This window comes from Streptomyces abikoensis (assembly GCF_014648775.1).
GTDB lineage: Bacteria > Actinomycetota > Actinomycetes > Streptomycetales > Streptomycetaceae > Streptomyces > Streptomyces abikoensis.
Map to the genome: position 1 here is coordinate 685,010 of NZ_BMRT01000001.1, position 26,823 is coordinate 711,832.

Below are 26,823 nucleotides of genomic sequence, written 5' to 3' on the forward strand. Positions count from 1 at the left end.
GCCGATCCAGCCCGAACAACCGGCTAAAGGCCCGACAGCCGCTCCCGCAGCTCCCCCGCCCGTGGGCTGCCCCCGGCCGCGAGCAGCTCCACCGCCCGCGACAGGTGACCCCGCGCTGCCTCCGCGTCCCCGGACCGTTCCAGCAGGCCCGCCAGTTCCTCCCTCACCTCCGCCTCGTAATGCCCCGCCCGCGTCTTCTCCAGCATCTCCGCCGCCCGCTCCAGCGCCTCCGCGCTCTCCGTGTGGCGGGCCAGCGCCGCGAGCGCCCGGCCCGCCATGCGTACGTCGCCGAGCGCGCTCAGCGCCTCGTACGACTCCGTCAGGGCGGCGAGACCGGCCTCTCGGTCGCCGGAGGCGATGAGCGCCCCGCCCATGAAGAAGCGCGCCAACGCGGCTCCGCGCGGCTCGTCCGCCGCGACGTTGAGGGCCAGGGAGTCCTCGTAGACCCGTACGGCGCGGGCCGGGTCGTAGCGGTCCCAGTAGCGGCCGGAGAACTCGCGTACGGACGCACGCAGGACGGGGTGGCCGGAGGCGTCGGCGAGGACGGTGGCGGTTTCGAGTTCCTCGCGGGCCCGGTCGTGGTCGCCGGTGTCCATGAGGGGGCGGGAGAGGAGGCTGCGCAGGCGGGCCTCGGCGGCCCGGTCGCCGGTGCGGGCGGCGGCCGCGGCGCCGAGGGTGCCGGACTCGATCCAGTCGGCGAGGTGCCGGTGGTGGAGGTAGAGGGCCGTGAGGGACTCGGCGAGCTGCCAGGCGCGGCGGTCGAGGCCGTGGGCGGCGGCGGCCCGCAGTACGGCGAGGGCGTCGGCGCGTTCGGCCTCCAGCCAGTCGAGGGCGGTGTCGCGCGCGCCGGGCCCGGCGAAGGGGTCCTCGTGGCCGGTGAGGAGCTCGTCGTGGTCGGTGATGCGCAGCCGGTTCCCCATGACGGCCCGGTCGGCGAAGGCGGCGCGGACGGTGTAGTGGTCGACGATCCGGCCGAGGGCCGCTTCCCGTTCGGCGACGGGTTCGTCGGACTCGGCGCGGTCGCGGGCGTGCCGCCGGACGAGGTCGTGCAGCCGGTGGCGGTCGCGCACGGCGTCCTCCAGGAGGCTGGCGGCGTCGAGAACGTCGAGGAGCCGCCGCGCGGTGGCGGGGTCGGTGCCGTCGGCCGCGGCGGCGGTCTCCGCGTCGAAGCCGCGGCCGGGGAGCAGGCCGAGGCGGCGGTAGAGACGCAGCGCGTCGGCGGGCAGGTCGCGGCAGGCGATGCCGAGGAGCGCGGACATGCCGTTCGCGGGGTCCAGGGAGAGGGCCGCGAGGCCGCCGCTCTCCGCCTCCAGTTCGGCGGCGAGGGCCGCCACGGTGAGGCGGCGGTGGGTCAGCAGCCGGGCGGCGGCGAGGTGGAGGGCGACGGGCAGGCCGCCGCAGCCCTCGACGAGCCGGGCGGCCGCCTCGGGTTCGGCGGCGATCCGCGCCGGGCCGCAGAGCTCGGCGAGGAGTCTGCTGCCGCTGTCGGCGTCCAGGGGGTCGAGGGGCAGCAGGCGGGCGCCGTCGAGGACCAGTTCACCGAGGCGGCGGCCGCTGGTGGCGAGCACGGCGCTGCCGGGCGCGGCCGGGAGGAGCGCGCTGACGTGGGCGGGGTGGGTGACGTCGTCCAGGACGACCAGGACGCCCTGTTCGGCGGTGCGGCTGCGGTAGAGCCCGGCGAGTTCGCCGAGGGTGGCGGGGAGGTAGCGGTCCTCGACGCCGAGGGCGCGCAGGCAGCGGGCGAGCCCGGTGGAGACGTCGGCGCCGCCGCCCGTGGGGCCGCGCAGTTCGGCGAAGTCGACGTAGAGCTCGCCGCCGGGGTAGCGGCCGCGCGCGGTCTCGGCCCAGCGCCGGGCGGTGGTGCTCTTGCCGACGCCGGGCAGCCCGCTGAGCACGGCGATGCGGGGCGGCCCGCCCGCGTCCGGGTCCAGCCAGCCGTCCATGTCGGCCAGCTCGTCGACCCGGTTGACGAACCGGGGTGTGCTCGGCGGCACTTGGTGCGGGACGGTGACGGGCGGCGGCTCGGGCGCGTGATGGTGGTGGTACGTCACCTTCCGGGCCTGGACGACCGTCTCGGCCCGCCCCGCGAAGTGATTGCTGGTGTCACCCGCCGTCGCCCCGCCCGCCGTCGGCTCACCGGCCAATGGTGAAGTCCCTGCCCTGGTAGAGGTTGGTGGCGTGGCCCCCCGAGAAGGTGTTGTTGACCGTGCTGTTGTCCACGGACAGCGTCGCCGACCGGGCCTCCTCGGCCCACTGCCGGAACTCCTCGGCGAAGGCGGCGTCCTGATAGACGCGCCCGAAGATCAGCGCTGCCAGCGACTGGACCTGCTGCTCGTCCCGGGGGTCGACCGGCAGGGCCACCGCGCCCTCCTCGTCCTCGCCGGCCCGGCCCCTGCCGAACGCCCGCCGGACCATTCCCACCAGCGAGCCCCAGGCCTGCCGTCCCGCTTCCGTACCGACGGATCCCGCCGCGGCCGTGACCGCGCTCGTGATCGCCCCCAACGACACCGGATCGACCATGAGTCGACTCCCCCCTCGTGCCCCTCGTGAGCGGGCGGACCGGACGTCCGCCCGTCCGCGACAGGCTACCGCCACCCTCCGACAGTCGTGCCCGACGTGTCCGGGTTCACTGCCCGGCGTCTGTCCGGCGTGTGTCCGGCGTCCCGGTGAATCCTGTCGCGTCGGCGACTCACCCCTCGCGCCCCCGCCGTAGGACGATGACACGCTCACCTCGTACGTGCCCTTCGTGCCTTACGCGCATCAGGGAGGAACCGCTCATGGACAGACCCGGATCCGGATCCAGACCGTTCGCCATACGCCGCGGGGTCGTGGCGCTGCTGTCCGGCCTGATGGCGGTGGCGGCGTCCGTCGCCCTGCCGGGCCCGGCACTGGCGGCGGGTGCCCGGCCCGCCGGGCACCGCGCGGCGGCCGCGGCGGCCGACGCCTACTGGACGCCCGCGCGGATGCGGGCGGCCGTCCCGGCCGTGGACGGCGGCAGACGGGCGGGCACCCCGGCCGGTGTCGCCGGGCCCGTGCCGCCCAGTCACCCCTTCGATGGACTGCCGCAGGTGGGGACGTTCTTCTGGACCGACGGGCACAACACCGGCCGGTTCTGCGGCGGGACGGTCGTCCGCAGCCCGCACCGCGATCTCGTGATCAGCGCCGCCCACTGCCTGCGCTCGCCGGACCCGAAGAAGCAGTTCTCGTTCGTGCCGCAGTACCACGACGGCCTCAAGCCGCACGGCGTCTTCCCCGTCGAGGACATCTACCTCGACCAGCGCTACTACGACCTGGGCACGGACGGCGGGGCGCGCTGGGACTACGCGGTGGTGCGGCTGGGCGACCGGGCCGACGGGACTCCCGTCCAGCGGGCCGTCGGCGGCTTCGGCCTGGGCGTCCGGCCGGGGTACGCGCACGACGTGGTCCGGCTGATCGGCTACCCGGGCAGCAGCGACGCCGTCTACCCCAAGCCGCTCGACTGCACGTCCTCCACACACCGTTACACCAGTACGGATCCGGCCGCTCCCGGCGACTTCCTGGAGATCGCCTGCGCGGGGTACGTCGGCGGCACGTCGGGCGGGCCGTTCCTGGTGCGCGACGACGACGGGTACGACGTGATCGGCGTCATCGGCGGCTATCACACCGGTGGTGACACCCCCGACATCTCCTACAGCTCGTACTTCGGCGACGATCTGGTCGACCTGTTCGCTGACGCGGTCGAGGGGGCGGCGCCGGCCGAGCCTGGCGGCGGGCGCTGACGAGGACGGGGGTGCCCTCGGACGTCCTGGACGTCCGAGGGCACCCCCGGAATTGCGATCCGGTCCACTGCGGGCCGGTGGGGGCTGATCGCGCAGTTCCCCGCGCCCCTTACGGGGCGCTGTCGTGCGCGTTCCCCGCGCCCCTTACGGGGCCCTGGTTACCGTCGTCGGGGGTGGCGGGTCAGGGTGTAGCCGCCTATGGCCGCCAGGGCGCAGAGTGCGGCGCCGCCGATCGTCCAGCCCCAACGGCCGGACCACCAGCTGCCGTTCCAGCCGCCGTCGGGCTCGGCGAGGGCCGTCGCGTGCAGCGGCTTGCCGAGCGAGCCGCCCTCGGCGTGGGCGCCGCCCATGTCCTCGGACGTGGCCTCGACCTCGGCCTTCACCGGAAGTCCGAGGTCGCGGTCGGGCGCGTCGGTGACGGTGAGCCGCACGTAGTACGCGCCCGGCAGCGGGTCGTTGGACCAGCGCTCGGACCAGGGCCGGACCGTGCGCAGCGTGCAGGTCAGGGCCACGGTGGCGGCCTGTTGGCCCGCCGTCGCGGCCTGCTCCCCGGCGGTGCAGGCCTGGCGGCGGCGCAGTCCGTCGTAGACGTCGAGCCGCCAGGTGGCGGCGCCGGTCCGGTTGGCCGTGTCGGGCAGGGTGACGGTGGCCTTCACCGTGGGCCGCTGCCCGGCGCCCGCCGGGAACTGCCAGTACAGGTAGTCGCCCGTGGAGCCGTTGGCCGTGGCCTTCTGCCCCTGTTCGATGGCGACGGCGGTGCGGAAGGCGGTGCCGGCCTCACTGGGGGTGTCGTCGGCGACGGCCGTCCCGGCCGGGGCGAGCAGGGCCGCTCCCGCGAGCAGGACGGCGCTCAACATGCGTTTCTTCCGCATCAGTTCTCCCTCCACACGGCGATGCGCCAGCGGGCCAGCCAGCCGAACAGCAGGCCGGCGAGCAGTCCGGTCAGGCCCAGGACGAGGAGCAGCACCCAGCCCCGGCCGAGGCCGAAGGCGGCCAGGTCGGAGGGGTCGTCGGGCCCCTTGACCACGTCGACGGCCAGTTCCACCGGCAGTCCGGGGTCGCGCTTGACGGAGGCGGGCGCGGAGAAGGAGTTGGAGACCTCCAGGCAGACGGTCCGCGGCGCCTTGTCGTTGTCGTCCTCGGCGACGGGGTAGCGCAGTCCGGAGGCCATCACGTCGGTGCGGCCGCTGCCCGCGTCGCTGCCGCGCACGAGCTCCTGCCCGTTCTCGCCCATCGCGCGGACGAGCACGCCGTAGTCCCGGTCGACGGGGCGGTCGGCGCCCACGCTGGCCGCGACGCGCAGTTCCTGGCCGGGCTTGACCTTGACCTTGTAGACGCGGTGCTGGGCGAAGGTCTCGCGGTCGGTCCAGATGCCGGCGCCGATCTCGGGCGCGGTCCGGCACTCCTCGGTGCCCGAGACGGCCTTGGGCGTCTCGACGGGGGTGTCGGCCCGCTTGACGAGCTGCTTGATGCGGCCGGAGAGCTCCTTGCGGTGGTGCACGGTGGTGTACGTGCCACCGGTGGCCTCGGCGATGCAGCTGAGCTGCTCGCGGGTCTTGTCGTCCGAGGCGAGACCGAGGGTGTCGATGGTCAGGTGCGTGCCCTTGGCGGCGAGTTCGCGCGCCACGTCACAGGGGTCGGGCAGGCCGCAGGAGTCCTCGCCGTCGGTGATGAGCACGATCCGGCGCGATCCGCCGTCCGTCCCCAGGTCCTGGTCGGCGCCGCGCAGGGCGAGTCCGATGGGCGTCCAGCCGGTGGGCTGGAGCTTGGACACGGCCTCCTTGGCGTCCGCTCTGTCCACCTTGCCGACACGGTACAGCTGCTGGCTGTCGCGGCAGCCGAGCGTCTTGTCCTCACCGGCGTAGGAGGCGCCGAGCGTGCGGATGCCGAGCCGGACGCTCTCCGGCGTCCCGTCGATGACCTCGTTGAACGCCTCCTTGGCGGCCGTCATGCGCGACTGCCCGTCGATGTCCGTCGCGCGCATCGAACCGCTGACGTCGAGGACCAGCTCGACCTTCGGGGAATCCTTCGAGGGCCCGTCGGCGGCGTTCGCCGGTGTGACGCCCAGGGCCAGGGCGGCGAGCAGGGCGCAGGCCCCGGCCGCCAGCCGTTTTCTGATGATCATCCAAAGGATCCTAGTGCCCCGCCGAGGGGCCGTCGCCGGCGTACCGGCGCACCCGGCGCATGACAAAGGCGAGGAACGCAACCATTCCTCGCCATGCTCAACATATAGCGCACCGGGGGCCTTGCCGCAAGGCCCCGGTCATACCGCACAATCACCCGGCGAAGCCAGGATCTGCGGAAATGAGATGTGTGATGATCGACGTGATCGTTGTGGGCAGCGGACCGACCGGCCTGATGCTGGCGAGTGAGCTGCGGCTGCACGGCGTGCGCGTGGTCGTGCTGGAGAAGGAGCCGCGGCCCGCCGCGATGGTCCGGGCGATGGGCCTCCACGTGCGCAGCATCGAGGTGATGGACCAGCGGGGCCTGCTGGAGACGTTCCTCGCGAACGGCACGAAGTACGAAGGGGTCGGCGGCTTCTTCGCCGGCATCGGCAAGCCGTGGCCGACGGGGATGGACACCGCGCATCCGTACGTCCTGGGCATCCCGCAGACCGTCACCGACCGCCTGCTGGAGGAGCACGCCACCGCGGCCGGCGCCGAGATCCGGCGCGGGTGCGAGCTCGTCGGGCTGAGCCAGGGCGACGACGGGGTGACGGTCGAACTGGCGGACCGCACGCGGCTGCGCTCCCGTTACCTCGTCGGCTGCGACGGGGGCCGCAGCGCGGTCCGCAAGCTCGCCGGCATCGCCTTCCCCGGCGAGCCCAGCAGGGTGGAGACGCTGATAGGCGAGATGGAGCTGACCGCGCCGATGGAGGAGCTGACGGCCGTGATGGCCGAAGTCCGCAAGACCCAGCAGCGGTTCGGCGCCATGCCGCTGGGGGACGGGACGTTCCGCGTCATCGTGCCCGCCGAGGGGGTGGCCGAGGACCGGACGGTCCCGCCGACCCTGGAGGAGTTCCAGCGGCAGCTGCGGGCGATCGCCGGGACCGACTTCGGGGTGCACTCGCCGCGCTGGCTCTCCCGGTTCGGCGACGCCACCCGGCAGGCCGAGCGCTACCGCGCGGGCCGGGTGCTGCTGGCCGGCGACGCCGCGCACATCCACCCGCCGACCGGCGGGCAGGGCCTCAACCTCGGCGTCCAGGACGCGTTCAACCTCGGCTGGAAGCTGGCCGCCGAGGTGGCCGGCTGGGCCCCCGAGGGGCTGCTGGACACCTACCACGCCGAACGCCACCCGGTGGGCGCCGACGTGCTGGACAACACCCGCGCGCAGATGCTGCTGATGTCCACCGACGCGGGCCCCCGGTCCGTGCGGCGGCTGGTGTCGGAGCTGATGGACTTCGAGGAGGTGAACCGGTACCTGATCGAGAAGATCACCGCGGTCGGTGTCCGCTACGACTTCGGCGAGGGCCACGAGCTGCTCGGCAAGCGGATGCGGGACGTGCGCCTGAAGAACGGCCGCCTGTACGAGCTGACGCGCGGCGGCCGCGGCCTGCTGCTCGACCAGACCGGCCGGCTCTCGGTGGCGGGCTGGGCGGACCGGGTCGACCACGTCGTCGACGTCAGCGAGGAACTGGACGCGCCCGCCGTGCTGCTGCGGCCGGACGGCCACGTGGCGTGGGCCGGTGACGACCAGGACGACCTGCTCGCCCACCTGCCCACGTGGTTCGGCGCGCCCGTCGGCTGAGCGCACGGTTGGCGCGCGGTTCCGGACCGGGTGCTCCGGGCCGGAACCGGCCTGTCCGGCCCGCCGGCTCAGTCGTCGCCGCCCTCCAGGTTCCCTTCCGTCTCCAGGAACAGCTGCCGCAGCGCCTCCAGCGTCTCCGCGTCCGGCTTGGCCCACATGCCGCGGCTCTCGGCCTCCAGGAGCCGCTCGGCGATGCCGTGGAGCGCCCAGGGATTGGCCTCCTCCAGGAAGGCGCGGTTCTCCGGGTCCAGGGCGTACGTCCGGGCCAGCTTGTCGTACATCCAGTCGGGGACGACGCCCGTGGTGGCGTCGTAGCCGAAGAGGTAGTCGACGGTGGCGGCGAGTTCGAAGGCGCCCTTGTAGCCGTGGCGGCGCATCGCCTCGATCCAGCGGGGGTTGACCACCCGGGCGCGGAAGACGCGGGACGTCTCCTCGACGAGGGTGCGGGTGCGGATCGTCTCGGGGCGGGTGGAGTCGCCGATGTACGCGGCGGGGGCGGTGCCCTTGAGGGCCTTCACCGTGGCGACCATGCCGCCGTGGTACTGGAAGTAGTCGTCGGAGTCGGCGATGTCGTGCTCGCGGGTGTCGGTGTTCTTCGCCGCGACCGCGATGCGCTTGTAGGCCGTCTCCATCTCCTCGCGGGCCGGGCGGCCCTCCAGTCCCCGGCCGTAGGCGTAGCCGCCCCAGACCGTGTAGACCTCGGCCAGGTCCGCGTCGGTGCGCCAGTCGCGGCTGTCGATGAGCTGGAGCAGGCCCGCGCCGTACGTGCCCGGGCGGGAGCCGAAGATCCGGGTGGTGGCGCGGCGTTCGTCACCGTGGACGGCGAGGTCGGCCTGGGCGTGGGCGCGGACGAAGTTCCGGTCGTGCGGCTCGTCGAGGCCGGCGGCGAGCCGCACGGCGTCGTCCAGCAGGCCGATGACGTGGGGGAACGCGTCGCGGAAGAAGCCGCTGATGCGGAGGGTGACGTCGACGCGGGGGCGGCCCAGCTCGTCCAGCGGGATGGGCTCCAGGCCCGTGACGCGGCGCGACGCCTCGTCCCAGACCGGGCGGACGCCCAGCAGCGCCAGCGCCTCGGCCACGTCGTCGCCCGCCGTGCGCATCGCGCTCGTGCCCCACAGGGACAGGCCCACGGACTCCGGCCAGTCGCTGTTGTCCGTGCGGTAGCGCTCCAGGAGGGAGTCGGCGAGGGCCTGGCCGGTCTCCCAGGCGAGGCGGCTGGGGACGGCCTTGGGGTCGACGGAGTAGAAGTTGCGGCCGGTGGGGAGGACGTTGACGAGGCCGCGGAGGGGTGAGCCCGACGGCCCTGCCGGGACGAAGCCGCCCGCCAATGCCTTGACGGCGTTGTCGAGTTCGGCCGTGGTGCCGGCCAGGCGCGGGACGACCTCGCGGGCCGCGAAGTCGAGGACGGCGGCCACGGGGTCGGCCTGTACGGGGGCGGTGCCCGGCACCGTGGGTTGTGCCCACCCGTCCCGCCCTGCGGGACGATTGCCCACAACGGTACGTACCGCCGCCGGGTCCCAGGCTGCCGCCTCCATCGCCTCCACCAGCGCGCGGGCTTCCGCCTCCGCCTCGTCGGCCGTCGTGCGGGTCGCCGCCGACTCGTCCAGGCCCAGGGCTTCGCGCAGGCCCGGCAGGGCCGTCGTGCCGCCCCAGATCTGGCGGGCGCGCAGGATCGACAGGACGAGGTTGACCCGCGCCTCACCCGTGGGCGCGCCGCCCAGCACGTGGAGGCCGTCGCGGATCTGGGCGTCCTTCACCTCGCAGAGCCAGCCGTCGACGTGCAGGAGGAAGTCGTCGAAGCCGTCGTCGTCCGGGCGCTCCTCCATGCCCAGGTCGTGGTCGAGCCGGGCGGCCTGGATGAGCGTCCAGATCTGGGCGCGGATCGCGGGGAGCTTGGCCGGGTCCATCGAGGAGATCTGCGCGTACTCGTCGAGGAGCTGCTCCAGGCGCGCGATGTCGCCGTAGGAGTCGGCGCGGGCCATGGGCGGCACGAGGTGGTCGACGAGCGTGGCGTGGGCGCGGCGCTTGGCCTGGGTGCCCTCGCCGGGGTCGTTGACGAGGAACGGGTAGACCAGCGGCAGGTCGCCGAGGGCCGCGTCGGGGCCGCAGGCGGCGGACAGGCCGGCGTTCTTGCCGGGCAGCCACTCCAGGTTGCCGTGCTTGCCCAGGTGGACCATCGCGTCGGCGCCGAAGCCGCCGTCCTCCCGGGAGGCGGCGATCCAGCGGTAGGCGGCGAGGTAGTGGTGCGAGGGCGGCAGGTCGGGGTCGTGGTAGATGGCGATGGGGTTCTCGCCGAAGCCGCGCGGCGGCTGGATGAGGATCAGCAGGTTGCCGCGGCGCAGGGCGGCGAGGACGATGTCGCCCTCGGGATTGCGGCTGCGGTCGACGAACATCTCGCCGGGCGCCGGGCCCCAGTGCTCCTCGACGGCCTCGCGCAGCTCGGCGGGGAGCTGCTCGTACCAGCGCTTGTAGTCGGCGGCCGGGATGCGGACGGGGTTGCGGGCCAGCTGCTCCTCCGTCAGCCAGTCCTGGTCGTGGCCGCCCGCCTCGATGAGGGCGTAGATGAGCTCGTCGCCGTCGCCGGACGCCAGGCCGGGGACCTCCTCGTCGCCGAAGTCGTAGCCCTCCTCGCGCAGCCGGCGCAGCAGGGCGACGGCGCTGGCGGGGGTGTCGAGGCCGACGGCGTTGCCGATGCGGGAGTGCTTGGTGGGGTACGCGGAGAGGACGAGGGCCAGCCGCTTCTCGGCGGCGGGGATGTGGCGGAGGCGGGCGTGGCGCACGGCGATGCCGGCGACGCGGGCGGCGCGCTCGGGGTCGGGGACGTAGGCGGGCAGGCCGTCCGCGTCGATCTCCTTGAAGGAGAAGGGGACGGTGATGATGCGGCCGTCGAACTCGGGCACGGCGACCTGGGTGGCGGAGTCGAGCGGGGAGAGCCCCTCGTCGTTCTCCGCCCAGGCCGCCCGGGTGCCGGTCAGGCAGAGGGCCTGGAGGATGGGCACGTCGAGGGCGGCGAGCGCGCCGGCGTCCCAGGACTCGTCGTCGCCTCCGGCGGAGGCGTCGGCGGGCCGGGTGCCGCCGGCGGCGAGGACGGTGGTGACGATCGCGTCGGCGTCGCGCAGGGCGTCGATCAGCTCGGGCTCGGGGGCGCGCAGCGAGGCCACGTACAGGGGCAGGGCGCGGCCGCCGGCCCGCTCGATCTGCTCGCACAGGGCCTCGACGAAGGCCGTGTTGCCGCTCATGTGGTGGGCGCGGTAGTAGAGCACGGCGACGAGCGGGCCGGACGCGCCGGGCTCGGGCGTGCGCTCCAGCGCGCCCCACGCGGGGGCGGCGGCCGGCGGCTCGAAGCCGTGGCCGGTGAGCAGCACGGTGTCGGAGAGGAAGCGGGCCAGCTGTTCGAGGTTGGCGGGGCCGCCGTGGGCGAGGTAGGCGTGGGCCTCGGCGGCGATGCCGACGGGGACGGTGGACGCCTCCATCAGCTGGGCGTCGGGGGCCTGTTCGCCGGTGAGGACGACGACGGGGCGCGGGCCGGCCAGCAACTGGTCGAGCCCCTCCTCCCAGGCGCGCAGCCCGCCGAGGAGGCGCACGACGACGAGGTCGGTGCCGTCCAGCAGGTCCGGGAGGTCGTCGAGGGCGAGCCGGGCGGGGTTGGCGAGCCGGTAGGGGACCGGGCCGCCGGCCGCTCGGGCGCTGAGCAGGTCGGTGTCGGACGTCGACAGGAGCAGGATCACGGCATGCCTTCCTCGGGGTCCGCGCCCCGGGCGGTGGGAGGACGGCGGGAGTTCCTGACTCACCGCGGCGGCGCGCTCGCGCTGCCGGGCACACAGTGGCGGGACCGTGCCGGGATCACACCGGCTTCCTCCCCTGTCGCCGTCGCTGGCGAGAGTCATAGTAGCCAGGACGTTCCTTCCGGGGGCTCTGCCCCCGGACCCCCGCTCCTCAAACGCCGGAGGGGCTGATTTCGTCCCCCGTCGGTATGCTCGCCGCCATGTCCACTCCCCCCGAACGCCCTGGTCGCGAGCGCGGTGACGCCTGCCCCGGCGCGCTGCGGCTGCACACGGCGGATGACGGGGCGCTGGCCCGCGTGCGCCTGCCCGGCGGGCTCCTGACAGCACGTCAGGCCGACGTACTCGCCGACCTCGCCGACGACTTGTCCGACGGCCGCCTCGACCTCACCTCCCGTGGCAACGTCCAGCTGCGCGCCCTTCCCGACGGTTGCGGCGCCGCGTTGGGCGCCCGGCTGCGCGAGGCCGGGCTGCTGCCCTCGGACCGGCACGACCGCATCCGGAACGTCGCGGCTTCCCCCCTGTCCGGCCTGGACGGAAAGGGCTTCACGGACATTCGGCCCTGGGTGCGGGAACTCGACGGCCTGCTCTGCTCGTCGGACGACCTCACGGACCTCTCGGGCCGTTTCCTCTTCGGACTCGACGACGGCCGGGGCGACATCGCCGCCCTCGCGCCCGATGTGACATTGATCGCAACCGAGGGCGGCCACCAGGCACTCCTGTGCTTCGGCCCCGGCCCCGACGCCCTGCGCGTCGCCGCCGAGGACGCGCCGCGCGCGGCGGTCCTGGCGGCCCGTGAGTTCCTCGCGGCGCTGCGCGAGAACGGCGGCAAGGCATGGCGGGTCCGCGAACTGGCCCCCGCGCTGCGGCCGCGCCCGGAGCGGCTCGCGGACCGGCTGGCGGCGGCCGGCATCGGCTCCGCGCCCGTGCCGAGCGCCACGCTCCCCCTCGGTGCCCCGGCCGCCCCCGGAGCGGTTCAGGGTCCCGGGGGGCGGTGGGCCCTATCGGTGGCCGCGCCCCTGGGCCGGCTGACCTCCGCCCAGTGGCGGCTCCTCGCCCGGACGGCCGGTCAGGACGGCGACGGCGAACTCCGGGTGACGCCCTGGCGCGGCGTCGTCGTCCCGGGGCTCACCGCCCCGGTGGCCGCCGCGCGCCTCGCCGGACTCGGGGACGCGGGCCTGGTCGTCTCCGCCTCCTCCCCCTGGCACGGCGCGGGCGCCTGCACCGGCCGGCCGGGGTGCGTCAAGTCCCTCGCGGATGTACGGGCCGACGCGGCCGCCTCCCTGGCGGCCGCGCGCCCTGGCGGGCCCGGGACGCTGCCCGTGTACTGGTCCGGGTGCGAGCGGCGCTGCGGCCACCCCGGCGGCCGGTGGGTCGACGTCCTGGCGACCGGCGACGGCTACCGGGTCGCCGTGCGGCACGGGGCGGAAGAGGCGACGGTCGCCGTGACCGCCCCGGCAGGAAGGGCGGAGGCCGTGACGGCGGCACGAAACCCGTCCCCCACGACGACGCCGACCACGACGACGCCGACCGACGGCCCGCGCGGCTGAGCGCACCGCGGCGGCGGCCGACCCAACGCAGAGCAGAACCCAGCGACATGCATCACCCAGCGAGCGAGGGCACAGTGTTCGACTACGACAAGGACGGCGCGTCCATCTACCGCCAGTCCTTCGCCACCATCCGCGCCGAGGCGGACCTCGGCGGGCTGCCGCCCGACGTCAGCCGGGTCGCGGTCCGCATGATCCATGCCTGCGGCATGACCGACCTGGTCCAGGACCTCGCGTACTCGCCGGGGGTCGTGGCCCGGGCCCGTGAGGCGCTGCTGGCGGGCGCGCCGATCCTGTGCGACGCGAACATGGTCGCCAGCGGCGTCACCCGCAAGCGGCTGCCCGCGGACAACGAGGTGGTGTGCACCCTCGCCGACCCCGCCGTGCCGGAGCTGGCGCGGCGCATGGGCACGACCCGCAGCGCGGCGGCGCTGGAGCTGTGGCGCGACAGGATGGGGGGCGCGGTGGTCGCGGTGGGCAACGCCCCCACGGCGCTGTTCCGCCTCCTGGAGATGATTCAGGAGGGCGCGCCGCGCCCGGCCGCCGTGCTGGGCATCCCGGTCGGCTTCATCGGCGCGGCGGAGTCGAAGGACGCGCTGGCCGAGAGCCCGCTGGGGCTGGAGTATCTGGTGGTGCGGGGCCGGCGCGGCGGCAGCGCCATGGCCGCGGCCGCGATCAACGCGATAGCGAGCGAGGAAGAGTGAACGAGAAGACCGTGCCCACGCCGGTACCCCCGTCGGCGCCCACGCCCACCGGCCGGCTGTACGGGGTGGGGCTGGGGCCCGGCGACCCCTCGCTGCTGACCGTCCGGGCCGTCGAGGTCATCGCGTCGGCGGACGTCGTCGCCTACCACAGCGCCCGGCACGGGCGCAGCATCGCGCGTTCCATCGCGGAACGCCATCTGCGCCCCGGCCAGATCGAGGAAGCGCTGGTCTATCCGGTGACGACGGAGACCACCGACCACCCCGGCGGCTACCGGGGCGCGCTGGAGGAGTTCTACGAGGAGGCCGCGGCCCGGCTCGCCGCGCATCTGGACGCCGGGCGCGTGGTGGCGGTCCTCGCCGAGGGCGACCCGTTCTTCTACAGCTCGTACCAGCACATGCACAAGCGGCTGGCGCACCGCTATCCGACGGAGGTCGTGCCGGGGGTGACGTCGTTCAGCGCGGCGTCGGCCCGGCTGGGCCGCCCGCTGGTGGAGGGCGAGGAGACGCTGACGATCCTGCCGGGCACGCTGCCCGAGGAGGAGCTGACCGCGCGGCTGGCCCAGGCCGACTCCGCCGTGGTGATGAAGCTCGGCCGGACGTTCCCCACGGTGCGGGGGGCGCTGGAGCGCTCCGGGCGGCTGGCGGAGGCGCGGTACGTCGAGCGCGCGACGATGGCCGGGGAGCGCACGGGCCGGGTGGCGGACGTCGACCCGGAGTCGGTGCCGTACTTCTCGCTGGCCGTGCTGCCGAGCCGGGTGGCGGCCCTCCCGGACCGTCCGGAGGAGACGGGCCGGGGCGAGGTCGTGGGCGAGGTCGTGGTCGTCGGCCTCGGTCCGGCGGGGCCGTTGTGGCTGACGCCGGAGGCGCGGGGGGCGCTGGCGGCGGCACAGGACGTCGTCGGCTACACCACGTACGTGGACCGGGTGCCCGTGCGGCCGGGGCAGTGCCGGCACGCCTCGGACAACAAGGTGGAGTCGGAGCGCGCCGAGTTCGCCCTCGACCTGGCCCGGCAGGGCCGCCGCGTCGCGGTGGTGTCCTCGGGCGACCCGGGCGTGTTCGCGATGGCCTCCGCCGTGCTGGAGGTCGCCGCCGAGGACCCCTACCGCGAGGTCCCGGTGCGGGTGGTCCCCGGGATGACCGCCGCCCACGCGGCGGCCGCCCGGGCGGGCGCCCCGCTGGGCCACGACTACGCCGTCGTCTCCCTCTCCGACCGGCTCAAGCCGTGGGAGGTCATCGCCGAGCGGTTGCGCGCGGCGGCCGCGGCCGATCTGGTGCTGGCCCTGTACAACCCCGGCTCCCGCAGCCGCCTGTGGCAGGTCGGCAAGGCGCGCGACGTGCTGCTGGAGCACCGCGCTCCGGAAACCCCGGTGGTCATGGCCCGTGACGTGGGCGGTCCGGAGGAGTCCGTGCGCGTCGTCCGCCTCGGCGAACTGGACCCCGCCGAGGTCGACATGCGCACGCTCCTGATCGTCGGCTCCACGCAGACGCGTACCGCGCGGCGGGGCGCGGACGGCGCGGAGCGGATCGTCTGGACGCCGAGGCGCTACCCGGAGCGCTGACGCGTGGAGGGGCCCCGGTCCCGCCCTTTCACCGTTTCCTCCAGGGGCTCCGCCCCCGGACCCCCGGTCCTCAATCGCCGGACGGGCTGAATTCAGCCCGTCCGGGGTCCGGGGCGGAGCCACCCCACGGCCGCCTCCACACCGGCGACCACCGCCACACCCTCCGGTACCGGCGGCCGGCGGACGACCACCACCGGAATCCCCGCCTCGCGCGCGGCGGTGAGCTTCGCCGCCGTCGCCGCCGCGCCGCTGTCCTTCGTCACCAGGACGTCGATCGCGTGGCGCCGCAGCAGTTCCCGCTCGCCCTCCAGCGTGAACGGGCCCCGGTCGAGGAGGACTTCCATGCGCGGGGGCGCCGGCGGCTCGGGCGCGTCCACGGAGCGGACCAGGAACCACTTATCCTCAAGGTGCGCGAAGGCGCCCAGGCCCATCCGGCCCGTGGTCAGGAACACCCGCTCGCCCAGCGCCGGCAGGGCCCGCGCCGCGTCGGCCAGGGAGGCGACGTCCCGCCAGTCGTCGCCCGGCCCCGCCACCCAGCCGGGCCGGCGGACGGCCAGCAGGGGCACCCCGGCCGCGGCGGCGGCCCGCGCCGCGTTGAAACTGATCGTGCCGGCGAAAGGATGGGTGGCGTCGATGAGCGCGGCCACCTGCTGCTCACGCAGCCAGTGGGCGAGGCCCTCGGGGCCTCCGAACCCCCCGATCCGCACCTCCCCCGCCGGCAGCCGCGGCGCGGCGACGCGCCCCGCGAGCGAACTGGTGACCCGGAACGCCGGGTCGGCGGCCAGCTCCTCCGCGAGCCGTCGCGCCTCGGTCGTACCGCCCAGGATGAGGATGTGGCGCTCGGCGCCGGCGTTCACGATCCACTGCCCTTCCGTCGTCGCCCGGCCCCGTGTCGTCGTCCGGACGTCGGCCCAGCCTACGGGCGGCGGCCGGCATGGCTGACGGCACGGCGGCCGGCACGGCCACCGGGGGCCGCGCCGCGCAGCTCCAGCACACCGGGATGCGGCACGGCTGGACGACGGGCGCCTGCGCCACCGCCGCCACCACGGCGGCTTACACAGCGCTGCTCACCGGTGAGTTCCCCGATCCGGTGGGAATCACGCTGCCCAAGGGGCAGACGCCCGCCTTCACGCTCGCGGTGGAGGAGCGGGGCGACGGGTGGGCCATGGCCGCCATAGTCAAGGACGCCGGTGACGACCCGGACGTCACCCACGGCGCGCTGATCCGGGCCACGGTACGGCTGTCGCCGCCCGGTTCCGGGGTGGTCTTCCGGGCCGGTCCGGGCGTGGGCACGGTCACCCGGCCGGGGCTGCCGCTGGCCGTGGGCGAGCCCGCCATCAACCCGGTGCCCCGGCAGATGATGCGCGACCACGTCGCGGAAGTGGCCGCCCGGCACGGCGGCACGGGGGACGTCGAGATCGAGGTGTCCGTGGACCACGGCGAGGAGATCGCCCGCTCCACCTGGAACCCGCGGCTGGGCATCCTCGGCGGGATCTCGATCCTGGGCACGACCGGCATCGTCGTCCCCTACTCCTGCTCGGCGTGGATCGACAGCATCCGGCGCGGCGTGGACGTGGCCCGCGCGGCGGGCCGTACCCACGTGGCGGGCTGTACGGGGTCGACGTCGGAGAAGGTCGCGGTGGCCGTGCACGGGCTGCCCGAGGACGCGCTGCTGGACATGGGCGACTTCGCGGGCGCGGTGCTCAAGTACATCCGCCGCCACCCGGTGGACCGGCTGACCGTCGCCGGCGGCTTCGCCAAGCTCTCCAAGCTGGCGGCCGGCCACCTCGATCTCCACTCGGCCCGCTCGCAGGTGAACAAGGAGTTCCTCGCGGAACTCGCCCGGCACGGCGGCGGTGACGACGCCCTCGCGGCCGCCGTCACCGGTGCCAACACCGGCCTGGAGGCGCTGCGCCTGTGCGAGGCCGCCGGCGTCCCCCTCGGCGACATCGTCGCCGTGACCGCCCGCGACGAGGCGCTGGCCGTGCTGCGCGGGGCGCCCGTCGCGGTCGACGTCATCTGTATCGACCGCGCGGGCGTCATCGTGGGGCGCGCGGAGCCGAAGGGACCGCGCGGCTAGGGGCCCTGTCAGACCACCAGGACCCGGCGTCCGCGCGTGTGACCGGCCTGGCTGTCGATGTGCGCGAGCGCGGCCTCGGCGAGCGGGTACGACTTCTCGACCGGGATGTGGAGCGCGTCCCGCGTGATGAGACGGACGGCCTCGGCGAGCGCGTCCGGCACACTCCCGGCCACGCCGGAGAACCGGACACCGAGCTTCGGCGCGTCGAGATCGGCGATGGAGATCACCTTCCGCGGATCCCCGGTCAGCTCGACGAGCTCGCGGATCACGCCCGAGCCCGCCAGGTCGAGGGCCGCGTCGACCCGGCCGAGCTCCCGCACCCGTTCGACCCAGCCCTCGCCGTACGTCGTGGCGAGGGCGCCCAGGCCGCGCAGGTAGTCCTGGTTCGCGGCCCCGGCCGTGCCGATCACCGTGATGCCGCGGTCGCGGGCGATCTGCAGCACCGCCGATCCGACGCCCCCGGAGGCGCCGCTGACCAGCAGCGTCTGCCCGGACCGCACACCGCTCTCGCGGATGATACGCAGCGCGGTCTCCACCACGGAGGGGTAGCCGGCCGCCTCTTCGAACGTCAGGCCCTCGGGCATCCGGGCCCAGGCCGACAGCACGGCGAACTCGGCGTAGGTGCTCGATCCTTCGCCGAACACGTGGTCGCCGACCTCGACCCCTTCGACGCCCTCCCCGACCTCGTCCACCACCCCGGCCGCGTCCAGCCCGAGCCCGGAGGGCAGCTCGACCGGATGGGCACCGAGGACCTGCCCTTCGCGGAGCCGCCAGTCGACGGGGTTCACGCCCGCCGCCCGCACGGCGACGCGTATCCGGCCGGGGCCCGCGTGGGGCTCCTCGGCGTCTATGACTACGACGCGGTGGGCATCCGTGACGTGGCCGCCGAGGCCGACGTGGCCGTCACCACGCTCTTCTCCCACTTCGCCTCGAAAGAGGCCCTGGTCTTCGCGCAGGACCAGGGCTTCGAGCAGCGCCTCACACGGGCGGTCACCGACCGGGCGCCGGGCGAGCCGCTCGTCCCCGCGCTGCGCCACGAGGTCCGGGCCCTGGTGCGGCACTGCACGGCGGACAGCGCCGCACCGATCTGGCGCATGATCGAGGCGTCACCCGCCCTGCGGGAGTACGAGGAGTCGATGCGGCTGCGCCACGCGGAATCACTGGCGACGGCCATCGCCGCCGATCCCGGCCTGTCACGGTCGCCGACGGCCTGCCGGGCGATCGCGAGGTTCGTGGTCGACGCCTATGCGCTGGCCCGCGAGGCGGCGGAGCCGCAGGCCGCGGTGGACGAGGTCTTCCGGATGATCGAGGCGGCCTGGGAGGTCACCCGCGGCACGGCGGGACGGTAGTCAGGACTCGCTGGTCAGGACTCACTCCGCGACCGGTTCCGGGACCGTCCGGCCGCAGTGGTCCCGGTCGCGCTCGGCCGAGTACAGGAAGCTGTCGGGGAACTGCCCGGCCGCCAGGGCGCGGCCGACGAGGATGACGGCGGTGCGGACGACGCCCGCCGCCTTCATCTGCCCGGCGATGTCGGCGAGGGTGCCGCGCAGCACGATCTCGTCGGGGCGGCTGGCCATGGCGACGACGGCGGCCGGGCAGTCGGCGCCGTAGTGCGGGAGGAGTTCCTCGACGACGCGGTCGGCGTGGCGGGCGGCGAGGTGGAGGACGAGCAGGGCGCCGCTGCGGCCGAGGGTGGCGAGGTCCTCGCCGGGGGGCATGGGGGTGGCCCGCTGGGCGACGCGGGTGAGGATGACGGTCTGCCCGACGGTGGGCACGGTCAGCTCCCGGCCGAGGGCGGCCGCGGCGGCGGCGAAGGCGGGCACGCCGGGGACGATCTCGTAGGGGATGCCGTGGGCGTCGAGGCGGCGGATCTGCTCGGCGACGGCGCTGAAGACGGCGGGGTCGCCGGAGTGCAGCCGGGCCACGTCCTGGCCGGCCTCGTGGGCGCGGACGAACTCGGCGGTGATCTCGTCGAGGTCGAGGTGGGCGGTGTCGACGAGCCGGGCACCGGGCGGGCACTCGGCGAGGAGCTCGGTGGGGACGAGGCTGCCGGCGTAGAGGCACACACCGCACCGCGCGAGGGTCCGCGCGCCGCGCACGGTGATGAGATCGGCGGCACCGGGCCCGGCACCGATGAAGTAGACGGTCATGAGGGTCTCCTGACGTTTCGGGGTGATCGGGCGGGAGGGTGGGCGAAATCCGCGCCGGAGGCGCGGAAGACGTCACGGCCGGACGACGGCCCACTGCGTAACCGGCATCGCCGCCCGCCACCCCGTGAACCCGCCCACGGGCGTGGCGTGGGAAACCGCCAGCCGCACAAGCTCACCCCCACACCGCCGGTACCACTCCGTGAGCAACGCCTCCGACTCGAGCGTCACCGTGTTGGCCACCAGCCGCCCCCCGCGCGGGAGCGCCTCCCAGCAAGCCTCCAGCATCCCGGGCGCGGTGAGCCCCCCGCCGACGAAAACGGCGTCCGGCGTGGGCAGTCCGGCGAGCGCGCCCGGCGCGGTGCCCGTGACCACGCGAAGCCCCGGCACGCCGAGGGCCTCCGCGTTACGGGCGACGCGCCCGGCCCGCACCGGGTCGCGCTCGACGCTGACGGCCCGGCAGGAGGGGTGGGCCCGCATCCATTCGATGCCGATGGAGCCGGAGCCGCCGCCGACGTCCCAGAGGAGCTCGCCGGGCGCGGGGGCGAGGGTGGCGAGCGTCACGGCGCGTACGTGGCGCTTCGTCAGCTGGCCGTCGTGGTCGTAGGAGTCGTCGGGCAGGCCGGGGGTGAGGGGCAGCCGGGGCGCGCCGGGGGCGCGGCGGCAGTCGACGGCGATGACGTTGAGCGGGTCGCCGGGCGGGTGGGGCCATGCGTCCGCCGTGCCCTCGACGCGGCGTTCGCGCGCGCCGCCGAGCTGTTCGAGGACGGTGAGGGCGCTCGGCCCGTAGCCCCGTTCGCGCAGCAGCGCGGCGACCTCGGCGGGCGTCCCGGCGCCGGCGCTGAGCAGCAGCAGCCGGCGGCCGTCGTGGAGGGCGGCGGTGAGGGCCGCGAGCGGGCGGCCCACAAGGCTGACGACCTCGGTGTCGTGCAGCGCCCAGCCGAGCCGGGCGCAGGCGTAGGAGGCGGAGGAGGGGTGCGGGAGGACGTTCAGCCGCTGCTCGCCGACGATTTCGGCGAGGGTGCGGCCGATGCCGAAGAACATGGGGTCGCCGCTGGCGAGGACGCAGACGCGACGTCCCTCGTGCGCGGCGAGGAGGCCGGGGACGGCGGGGCGCAGGGGGGAGGGCCAGGCGACGCGCTCGCCGGCGCAGTCCCCGGGCAGCAGGCCGAGCTGGCGCGGGCCGCCGATGATCACGTCGGCGTGGCGCAGGGCCTCCCGGGAGGCGGGGGCGAGGCCGGGCCAGCCGTCCGCGCCGATGCCGACGACCGTCACGGGGGCTGGTGTCACAGGAGGTCCCTTGAGGAGGTGGTGATCAGGGGCACCGGAACTCTACTGACCTGCGGTGACGGGGACACGACCGGGACCTTGTTGCATAGACTGTGCAATTACTACTTACAGGCAGGAGGGTCGCCGTGGCGCGTTCGCCGGTGGTGCTGGGTATCGAGTCGTCCTGCGACGAGACCGGCGCCGGTCTCGTCCGGGACGGAAGGCTGCTGGGCCACGCGGTGGCGTCCAGCATGGACGAGCACGCGCGCTTCGGCGGCGTCGTGCCGGAGATCGCGGCCCGCGCGCACGTGCACGCGGCCGCGCCCGTGGTGCGGGCGGCGCTGGCCGACGCGGGGCTGGCCATGAGTGACATCGACGCGGTCGCGGTGACGACGGGCCCGGGGCTCTCCGGTGCCCTCCAGGTCGGTGTCGCGGCGGCGAAGGGCATCGCCTACGGGCTGGGCGTGCCCCTCTACGGCGTCCACCACCTGGCCGGGCACGTGGCCGCCGACACCCTGGAGCACGGCCCGCTGCCGAACCCGTGCATGGTGCTGATCGTCTCCGGCGGCCACACCTCGCTGCTGCTGGTCCGGGATCTGGCCCGCGACCCGATCGTCCATCTCGGCGACACGCTCGACGACGCGGCCGGCGAGTGCTTCGACAAGGTCGCGCGGGTCTTCGGGCTGCCGTACCCGGGCGGCCCGGCCGTCGACCGGGCGGCTCGCGAGGGCGACCCGCGCGCGGTCCCCCTCCCCCGGCCGCTGACCGGCCCGCGCGACGACCCGTACGCGTTCTCCTTCTCCGGGCTGAAGACGGCCGCCGCCCGCTGGGCCGAGCAGCACCGACAGGCGGGGCTGCCGCTGCCCGTCGCGGACGGCGCGGCCTCCCTCCAGGAGGCGGTCGCCGACGTCCTCACCCGCAAGGCCGTGCGCGCCTGCGCCGACCACGGGGTGGGCACGCTCGTCGTCGTGGGCGGCGTGGCCGCGAACTCGCGGGTGCGGGCCCTCGCGCGGGAACGCTGCGATGCTGCGGGCATCGAGCTGCGCGTACCGCCGCTGCGGCTGTGCACCGACAACGGCGCGATGATCGCCGCCGTCGGCGATCTGCTGGTGCGGGCGGGGGCCGAGCCCGCGCCGCTCGATGTGTCCGTCGATCCGTCCGCGCCCCTCCTGTACGCGGCCCTCCACCCCGTGGCCCGCCCCGCCCGAGCCGCCTGACCCGTCCGACCGCTGCCCGAGCCGCCCGACCCGTCCGGAGCCGCCCTGTGCGTACCGCCGACATCCGCAGCCGCTTCCTCGACTTCTTCGCCGCGCGCGGCCACACCGTCGTCCCGAGCGCGCCGCTGCCGACGCCCGACCCGACGCTGCTCTTCGTCAACGCGGGCATGGTGCCCTTCAAGCCGTACCTGACGGGCGAGGCGGCGGCGCCGTGGCCGCGCGCGACGAGCGTGCAGAAGTGCGTGCGGACCCTCGACATCGAGGAGGTCGGGAAGACGACCCGGCACGGCTCGTTCTTCCAGATGAACGGCAACTTCTCCTTCGGGGACTACTTCAAGGAGGAGGCGATCGCCTACGCCTGGGAGCTGTCCACTTCCGAGAGCGGCTTCGGGCTGGACCCGGACCGTATCTGGGTCACCGTCCACCACTCCGACGACGAGGCCGCGGCGATCTGGCGGCGCGTGGCCGCGCTGCCCGAGGAGCGGATCGTCCGGCGGGGCGACGAGGACAACTTCTGGTCCATGGGCGTCCCCGGCCCCTGCGGCCCCTGCTCGGAGCTCTACTACGACCGGGGTCCCGCCCTCGGCCGCGCGGGCGGCCCGGCCGTGGACGAGGACCGGTACATGGAGTTCTGGAACCTCGTCTTCATGCAGTACGAGCGCGGCGAGGGCGCCGGGAAGACCGGCTATCCGATCCTCGGCGAACTCCCCCGCCGCAACATCGACACCGGCATGGGCCTGGAGCGCATGGCCACCCTCCTCCAGGGCGTCGACAACCTCTACGAGACCGACGAGACCCGGCCCGTCCTCGACCGCGCCGCCGGGCTCACGGGCGTCCGCTACGGCGCCGACCACCGGGCCGACGTACGGCTGCGCGTCGTCGCCGACCACGTCCGCACGGCCCTGATGCTGCTGGCCGACGGCACCGCCCCCGGCAACGAGGGGCGCGGCTACGTGCTGCGGCGCGTGCTGCGCCGGGCCGTGCGCTCGGTACGGCTGCTGGGGTACCAGGACCCGGCGCTGCCCGAGCTGCTGCCGGCCGCCCGGGACTGCATGAAGCACGGCTACCCGGAGGTGGCCGAGGAGTTCGGCCGCATCGCCCAGCAGGCGTACGCCGAGGAGGACGCCTTCCGCGCCACGCTGCGGCAGGGCACGACCGTGCTGGACACGGCGGTCGCCGAGGTCAAGGCCCAGGGCGGCCGGCTGCTGCCCGGACCGAAGGCGTTCCTGCTCCACGACACCTACGGCTTCCCCATCGACCTCACCCTGGAGATGGCGGAGGAACAGGGCGTCGAGGTCGACCGCGAGGGCTTCACCGCCCTCATGGCCGAACAGCGCGAACGCGCCCGCGCCGACGCCCGCGCCCGCAAGTCGGGCGGCGCGCTCGACACCTCGGCGCTGCGGGCGGTGCTGGACGCGCACGGGCCGACGGACTGGCGGGCGTACGAGGCGCTGACGACGGACGCGACGGTCCTGGCCCTGCTGGGGCCCGGCGGCCCGGTCCGGTCCGTCCCGGCCGGGGGGATCGCCACGGCCGTCCTGGACCGCACCCCGTTCTACGCCGAGTCGGGCGGCCAGGACAGCGACGCGGGCGCGCTGACGGGCGCGTCGGTGGAGGCGGAGGTCCTGGACGTCCAGCGGCCCCTGCCAGGGCTGATCGTCCATCAGGTGCGGGTGACGGCGGGCGAGCTGGCGGTGGGCGACACGGTACGGGCGGCCGTCGACCCGGAGTGGCGGCTGGGCGCGCGGCAGGCGCACTCCGGTACCCACATCCTCCACGCGGCCCTGCGGCAGATCCTCGGCCCGACGGCCCTGCAGTCCGGCTCGTACAACCGGCCGGGCTATCTCCGCCTGGACTTCCCGTGGCGCGGTGCCCTCGGCCCGGCCGCGCGGAGCGAGGTCGAGGAGGCGGCGAACCGGGCGCTGCGCCGGGACCTGCCGGTGGACGTGCGCTGGATGACGCTGCCCGAGGCGAAGGAGCTGGGGGCGCTGGCCCTCTTCGGCGAGACGTACGGCGAGCGGGTGCGGGTCGTGGAGATCGGCGGCCCGTGGTCGCGCGAGCTGTGCGGCGGCACGCATGTGGAGCACGCCTCGCAGGTGGGGGTGGTGGCCCTCACGGGCGAGTCCTCGGTGGGCGCGGGCATGCGCCGGCTGGAGGCCGCGGTCGGCTTCGAGGGCTTCGGCTACCTCGCGCGCGAGCGCGACCTGGTGACGCGGCTGGCGGAGCAGCTCCAGGCCCCGCGCCCGCAGCTGCCGGACCGCGTCGCGACGCTGCTGGAGCGGCTGAAGGCCGCCGACCAGCGGTCGGAGGAGCTGCGGCGCCGCGCCGCGCTGGACCGCGCGGCGGAGCTCGCGGGCGCGGCGGCCGACGTCCACGGCACGCTCGTGGTCACGGCGACGACGGAGGGCGACGCGAGGGCGCTGGCCCTGGCCGTCCGCGACCGCCTGCCGGCGGACCGGCCGGGCGTGGCGGCGATCGGCGCGCCGACGGACGGCGGACGGGCGGTCCTGGCCCTCGCCCTGAACGGCCCCGCCACGGCCGCCGGCCTGTCGGCCGCCTCCCTGGTCAAGACCCTCCTCGCCGGCCGCGGCGGCGGCACGGTGGAGGTGGCCCAGGGAGGCGGCCTGCCGGCGGAGTCGCTGCGGGCGACGCTGGAGGGGGTGGCGGGGCTGCTGAAGGCTCCCGGGGAGCGGTAGCCGACTGGTTCCGCGCGGACGCCGGCGGCGAAACCGGTACGGTGCGAGGAGCGCCCGAAGACGGAGGACCCATGACCGCGCAGCACGCCGAAGAACCCGCCGAGCTCGTCCCGCGGCCGGAGCTGACGTTCCCGGCGCTGCGGGCCGCGCTGGCCCGCGTCGCGTCCTCGCGCCTCGCCGAGTTCCAGGCGGATCGTGATTCCGCGTTCACCGCCGCCACCCAGCACGCCTCCTTCAACCCGATCCGCATGTTCCAGATCAAGTGGGCGACCGAGATCGAGATCGAGCGCAGACCCGCGCTGGCCGCTCGCTACCGAGCGGCCCTGGACGGCGCGAACTCCTTCGACCGCGACGACCCGAGGTGGCGCGCGGCCATGGACGAATGCCTGGCCGTCCGGAACGAAGCCCGGGCCGCGGTGACCGATGGCTGACGTCTGGGCGTGGGAATACGACCCCGATCCCGGCTACGTCATCGGCGGCATCGACAATCTCGCCTTCATCGCGCAGGTGGAGGAGCGGGCCGACGAACTGGTTCGCGCGGCCGCGGCGCTCTACCTGGACGGGACGAAGTACACGGGTACCTCGCCCCGCATGCAGGAGGAGGCCATCGACGCGTCGGGCATGTTCGTGTACCAGGTCGTGCCGCGCCACCAGCGGGTCTACATCCGGCAGGTCACCTTTCTCGGCCTGTGACCTGCAGGCGGTGCGGCACTCCGAACGGGCGGGGCAGCGGAGGCGTGCCCCTTACCAGTTCGCCTTGTCGTAGTCCTTGAGGAAGCACCCGTACAGGTCCTCGCCCGCCTCGCCCCGCACGATCGGGTCGTAGACGCGCGCCGCGCCGTCGACCAGGTCGAGGGGGGCGTGGAAGCCCTCCTCGGCCAGGCGCAGCTTGTCGTAGTGGGGGCGCTCGTCGGTGATCCAGCCGGTGTCGACGGAGGTCATGAGGATCTTGTCGGCCTCGAACATCTCCTGGCCGCTGGTCCGGGTCACCATGTTCATCGCGGCCTTGGCGGCGTTGGTGTTCGGGTGGCCCGCGCCCTTGTAGCCGCGGCTGAAGACGCCCTCCATGGCGGAGACGTTGACGACGTACGCGCGGCCGCTGGCCGCCCGCCGGGCCGCCTCGGCCATCGCCGGGCGCAGCGCGCTGATCAGGATGAACGGCGAGGTGTAGTTGCACAGCTGGGTCTCGAGCAGCTCCACCGGGGAGATCTGGTCGATGGTCTGCACCCAGGTGTTGGTCTCGACGACGTCCGGCAGCAGGCCGCCGGCGTCGATGGCGGTGCCGTCGAGGTGCCGTTCGAGGCTGGCGTTGCCCGCGACCAGGGCGAGGTCGGCGACCTTCTGGGCGTCCAGGCCGCTCGCGCCCAGCGGCAGCGCCGCCAGGCCGTCGACCGCGCCGGAGTTGAAGGCGCCGATGACGTGGTGGGCGGGCAGCTCGCCGGCGGGCAGCGGGGCGCCCTCGCCCTCGACCAGCGCGGCGTAGGCGCTGGGCAGCCGGCGCACGGTCTGGGTGGCGTTGTTGATCAGGATGTCCAGCGGGCCGGCCTCGGCGACCTGCTCGGCGAGCGCGACGGCCTGGGCCGGGTCGCGCAGGTCGATGCCGACGACCTCCAGGCGGTGCATCCAGTCCGCCGAGTCATCCATCGCCTTGAAGCGGCGGATGGCGTCCTTGGGGAAGCGGGTGGTGATCGTGGTGTGGGCGCCGTCGCGCAGCAGCCGCAGCGCGATGTACATGCCGATCTTGGCCCGGCCGCCGGTGAGCAGCGCGCGCTTGCCCGCGAGGTCGGCGCGGGCGTCGCGCTTGGCGCGGTTCTCGGTCGCGCAGCTCGGGCAGAGCTGGTGGTAGAAGTAGTCGACCTCGACGTACCGCGTCTTGCAGACGTAGCAGGAGCGCGGGCGCTGGAGGATCCCGGCGATCCGGCCGGCCTCGGTGACCGAGGACGGCAGGAGGCCCTCGGTCTCGTCGTCGATCCGGGCGGCGGAGCCGGTGGCGGTGGCCTCGGTGACCATGCGGTCGTTGGCGGTCTTGGCGGCGCGGCGCTCCTGGCGGCGGCGCTGCTTCACCGTGCGGTAGACGCCGGAGGTGGCGCGCCGGACGGCGATCGCGTCGGGGTGGTCGACGGGCAGCCGGTCGAGCTCCTCGAGCACGCTCAGGAGGACGGCCATGCGCTCGGGGGCTATGCCCTCGACGCCCTCGGCGTCCGCGCCCTCGCCGGGCCCGCCGGCGTCCGTGATCTCCGGGAGATCGGTGATCGACAGGTGGCCTGCACCGTCGCGGTTCTCTTCAGTGACGGTCATGGCCGCTGTGTTTCCCAGT

21 protein-coding genes, 1 pseudogene and 1 riboswitch are annotated in these 26,823 nt (G+C 74.9%); of the genes and pseudogenes, 11 read left to right on the forward strand and 11 right to left on the reverse strand.

Going from position 1 to position 26,823, the window contains the following annotated elements:
- Positions 1-23: 23 nt before the first annotated feature.
- On the reverse strand, positions 24-2,144 hold the full coding sequence (locus IE096_RS02975) for a hypothetical protein (RefSeq protein ID WP_229819874.1): 2,121 nt from the start codon (positions 2,142-2,144) through the stop codon (positions 24-26).
- Complete coding sequence (locus tag IE096_RS02980; RefSeq protein ID WP_189448059.1) at positions 2,134-2,520, reverse strand: hypothetical protein; 387 nt, start codon at positions 2,518-2,520, stop codon at positions 2,134-2,136. The genes IE096_RS02975 and IE096_RS02980 overlap by 11 nt, the downstream gene beginning before the upstream one ends.
- A gap of 257 nt (positions 2,521-2,777) precedes the next feature.
- Here IE096_RS02980 and IE096_RS02985 point away from each other — a divergent pair, with 257 nt between their 5' ends.
- A complete protein-coding gene (locus IE096_RS02985) occupies positions 2,778-3,758 on the forward strand; it encodes a trypsin-like serine peptidase (RefSeq protein WP_229819875.1) in 981 nt (326 codons plus the stop codon).
- 158 nt (positions 3,759-3,916) lie between these two features.
- On the opposite strand, the gene IE096_RS02990 is transcribed toward IE096_RS02985, so the two are convergent.
- Together IE096_RS02990 and IE096_RS02995 are read right to left on the reverse strand one after the other, a co-directional pair.
- Positions 3,917-4,630, reverse strand: coding sequence for a hypothetical protein (locus IE096_RS02990; protein WP_189448061.1), 714 nt, complete (start codon positions 4,628-4,630; stop codon positions 3,917-3,919).
- Positions 4,630-5,883: a VWA domain-containing protein gene (locus tag IE096_RS02995; RefSeq protein WP_189448063.1), complete on the reverse strand. Its 1,254-nt coding sequence runs from the start codon at positions 5,881-5,883 to the stop codon at positions 4,630-4,632. Before IE096_RS02995 ends, IE096_RS02990 begins: the two co-directional genes overlap by 1 nt.
- 191 nt (positions 5,884-6,074) lie before the next feature.
- Here IE096_RS02995 and rox point away from each other — a divergent pair, with 191 nt between their 5' ends.
- Positions 6,075-7,505, forward strand: coding sequence for a rifampin monooxygenase (gene rox / locus IE096_RS03000; protein WP_189448065.1), 1,431 nt, complete (start codon positions 6,075-6,077; stop codon positions 7,503-7,505).
- A gap of 68 nt (positions 7,506-7,573) precedes the next feature.
- Here rox and cobN read toward each other — a convergent pair whose 3' ends face one another.
- On the reverse strand, positions 7,574-11,233 hold the full coding sequence (gene cobN, locus IE096_RS03005) for a cobaltochelatase subunit CobN (protein ID WP_189448067.1): 3,660 nt from the start codon (positions 11,231-11,233) through the stop codon (positions 7,574-7,576).
- A gap of 33 nt (positions 11,234-11,266) precedes the next feature.
- Positions 11,267-11,398, reverse strand: a riboswitch (cobalamin riboswitch).
- Positions 11,399-11,490: 92 nt separating this feature from the next.
- Here cobN and IE096_RS03010 point away from each other — a divergent pair.
- From IE096_RS03010 to IE096_RS03020, 3 genes are read left to right on the forward strand one after another with little or no spacing between them, the layout of a single operon-like run.
- Positions 11,491-12,837 carry a ferredoxin-like domain-containing protein gene (locus IE096_RS03010; RefSeq protein ID WP_229819876.1) on the forward strand — a complete coding sequence of 449 codons (1,347 nt, stop codon included), beginning with the start codon at positions 11,491-11,493 and terminating at the stop codon, positions 12,835-12,837.
- Between the two features lie 47 nt (positions 12,838-12,884).
- The gene (locus IE096_RS03015) at positions 12,885-13,538 is read left to right on the forward strand and encodes a precorrin-8X methylmutase (protein ID WP_189448071.1); all 654 of its coding nucleotides are present in this window, start codon (positions 12,885-12,887) and stop codon (positions 13,536-13,538) included.
- Positions 13,535-15,097 (forward strand): precorrin-2 C(20)-methyltransferase, encoded by a 1,563-nt coding sequence (locus tag IE096_RS03020; RefSeq protein WP_229819877.1) that lies wholly within the window; start codon positions 13,535-13,537, stop codon positions 15,095-15,097. Before IE096_RS03015 ends, IE096_RS03020 begins: the two co-directional genes overlap by 4 nt.
- A gap of 92 nt (positions 15,098-15,189) precedes the next feature.
- Here the strand turns inward: IE096_RS03020 and IE096_RS03025 are convergent, their stop codons facing one another.
- Positions 15,190-15,954 (reverse strand): cobalt-precorrin-6A reductase, encoded by a 765-nt coding sequence (locus tag IE096_RS03025; protein WP_189448073.1) that lies wholly within the window; start codon positions 15,952-15,954, stop codon positions 15,190-15,192.
- Positions 15,955-16,031: 77 nt separating this feature from the next.
- Here IE096_RS03025 and IE096_RS03030 point away from each other — a divergent pair, with 77 nt between their 5' ends.
- A complete protein-coding gene (locus IE096_RS03030) occupies positions 16,032-17,177 on the forward strand; it encodes a cobalt-precorrin-5B (C(1))-methyltransferase (protein WP_189448075.1) in 1,146 nt (381 codons plus the stop codon).
- 8 nt (positions 17,178-17,185) lie between these two features.
- Here the strand turns inward: IE096_RS03030 and IE096_RS03035 are convergent, their stop codons facing one another.
- Both IE096_RS03035 and IE096_RS32260 read right to left on the reverse strand, forming a co-directional pair.
- Positions 17,186-17,821: an NADP-dependent oxidoreductase gene (locus IE096_RS03035; RefSeq protein WP_506005070.1), complete on the reverse strand. Its 636-nt coding sequence runs from the start codon at positions 17,819-17,821 to the stop codon at positions 17,186-17,188.
- Positions 17,822-17,872: 51 nt separating this feature from the next.
- Positions 17,873-17,980 (reverse strand): annotated as a pseudogene (locus IE096_RS32260) (NADP-dependent oxidoreductase); the annotation flags it as partial.
- Between IE096_RS32260 and IE096_RS03040 the strand changes: the two are divergent.
- Positions 17,930-18,526: a TetR/AcrR family transcriptional regulator gene (locus IE096_RS03040; protein WP_506005069.1), complete on the forward strand. Its 597-nt coding sequence runs from the start codon at positions 17,930-17,932 to the stop codon at positions 18,524-18,526. The pseudogene IE096_RS32260 and the gene IE096_RS03040 overlap by 51 nt on opposite strands.
- Before the next feature lie 21 nt (positions 18,527-18,547).
- Here IE096_RS03040 and cobM read toward each other — a convergent pair whose 3' ends face one another.
- Both cobM and cbiE read right to left on the reverse strand, forming a co-directional pair.
- Positions 18,548-19,327: a precorrin-4 C(11)-methyltransferase gene (gene cobM, locus IE096_RS03045; protein WP_189448080.1), complete on the reverse strand. Its 780-nt coding sequence runs from the start codon at positions 19,325-19,327 to the stop codon at positions 18,548-18,550.
- Between the two features lie 72 nt (positions 19,328-19,399).
- The gene (cbiE, locus tag IE096_RS03050) at positions 19,400-20,614 is read right to left on the reverse strand and encodes a precorrin-6y C5,15-methyltransferase (decarboxylating) subunit CbiE (protein WP_189448082.1); all 1,215 of its coding nucleotides are present in this window, start codon (positions 20,612-20,614) and stop codon (positions 19,400-19,402) included.
- A 125-nt stretch (positions 20,615-20,739) separates the two neighbouring features.
- Here cbiE and tsaD point away from each other — a divergent pair, with 125 nt between their 5' ends.
- The 4 genes from tsaD to IE096_RS03070 all read left to right on the forward strand — a co-directional run bounded on the left by tsaD (position 20,740) and on the right by IE096_RS03070 (position 25,199).
- A complete protein-coding gene (gene tsaD / locus IE096_RS03055; protein ID WP_229819878.1) occupies positions 20,740-21,810 on the forward strand; it encodes a tRNA (adenosine(37)-N6)-threonylcarbamoyltransferase complex transferase subunit TsaD in 1,071 nt (356 codons plus the stop codon).
- A 47-nt stretch (positions 21,811-21,857) separates the two neighbouring features.
- A complete protein-coding gene (gene alaS / locus IE096_RS03060; RefSeq protein WP_189448084.1) occupies positions 21,858-24,506 on the forward strand; it encodes an alanine--tRNA ligase in 2,649 nt (882 codons plus the stop codon).
- 71 nt (positions 24,507-24,577) lie between these two features.
- Complete coding sequence (locus IE096_RS03065; protein ID WP_189448087.1) at positions 24,578-24,937, forward strand: hypothetical protein; 360 nt, start codon at positions 24,578-24,580, stop codon at positions 24,935-24,937.
- Positions 24,930-25,199: a hypothetical protein gene (locus tag IE096_RS03070; RefSeq protein WP_189448088.1), complete on the forward strand. Its 270-nt coding sequence runs from the start codon at positions 24,930-24,932 to the stop codon at positions 25,197-25,199. Before IE096_RS03065 ends, IE096_RS03070 begins: the two co-directional genes overlap by 8 nt.
- A 51-nt stretch (positions 25,200-25,250) precedes the next feature.
- Here the strand turns inward: IE096_RS03070 and IE096_RS03075 are convergent, their stop codons facing one another.
- Complete coding sequence (locus IE096_RS03075; RefSeq protein ID WP_373297994.1) at positions 25,251-26,804, reverse strand: SDR family NAD(P)-dependent oxidoreductase; 1,554 nt, start codon at positions 26,802-26,804, stop codon at positions 25,251-25,253.
- Positions 26,805-26,823 lie beyond the last annotated feature (19 nt).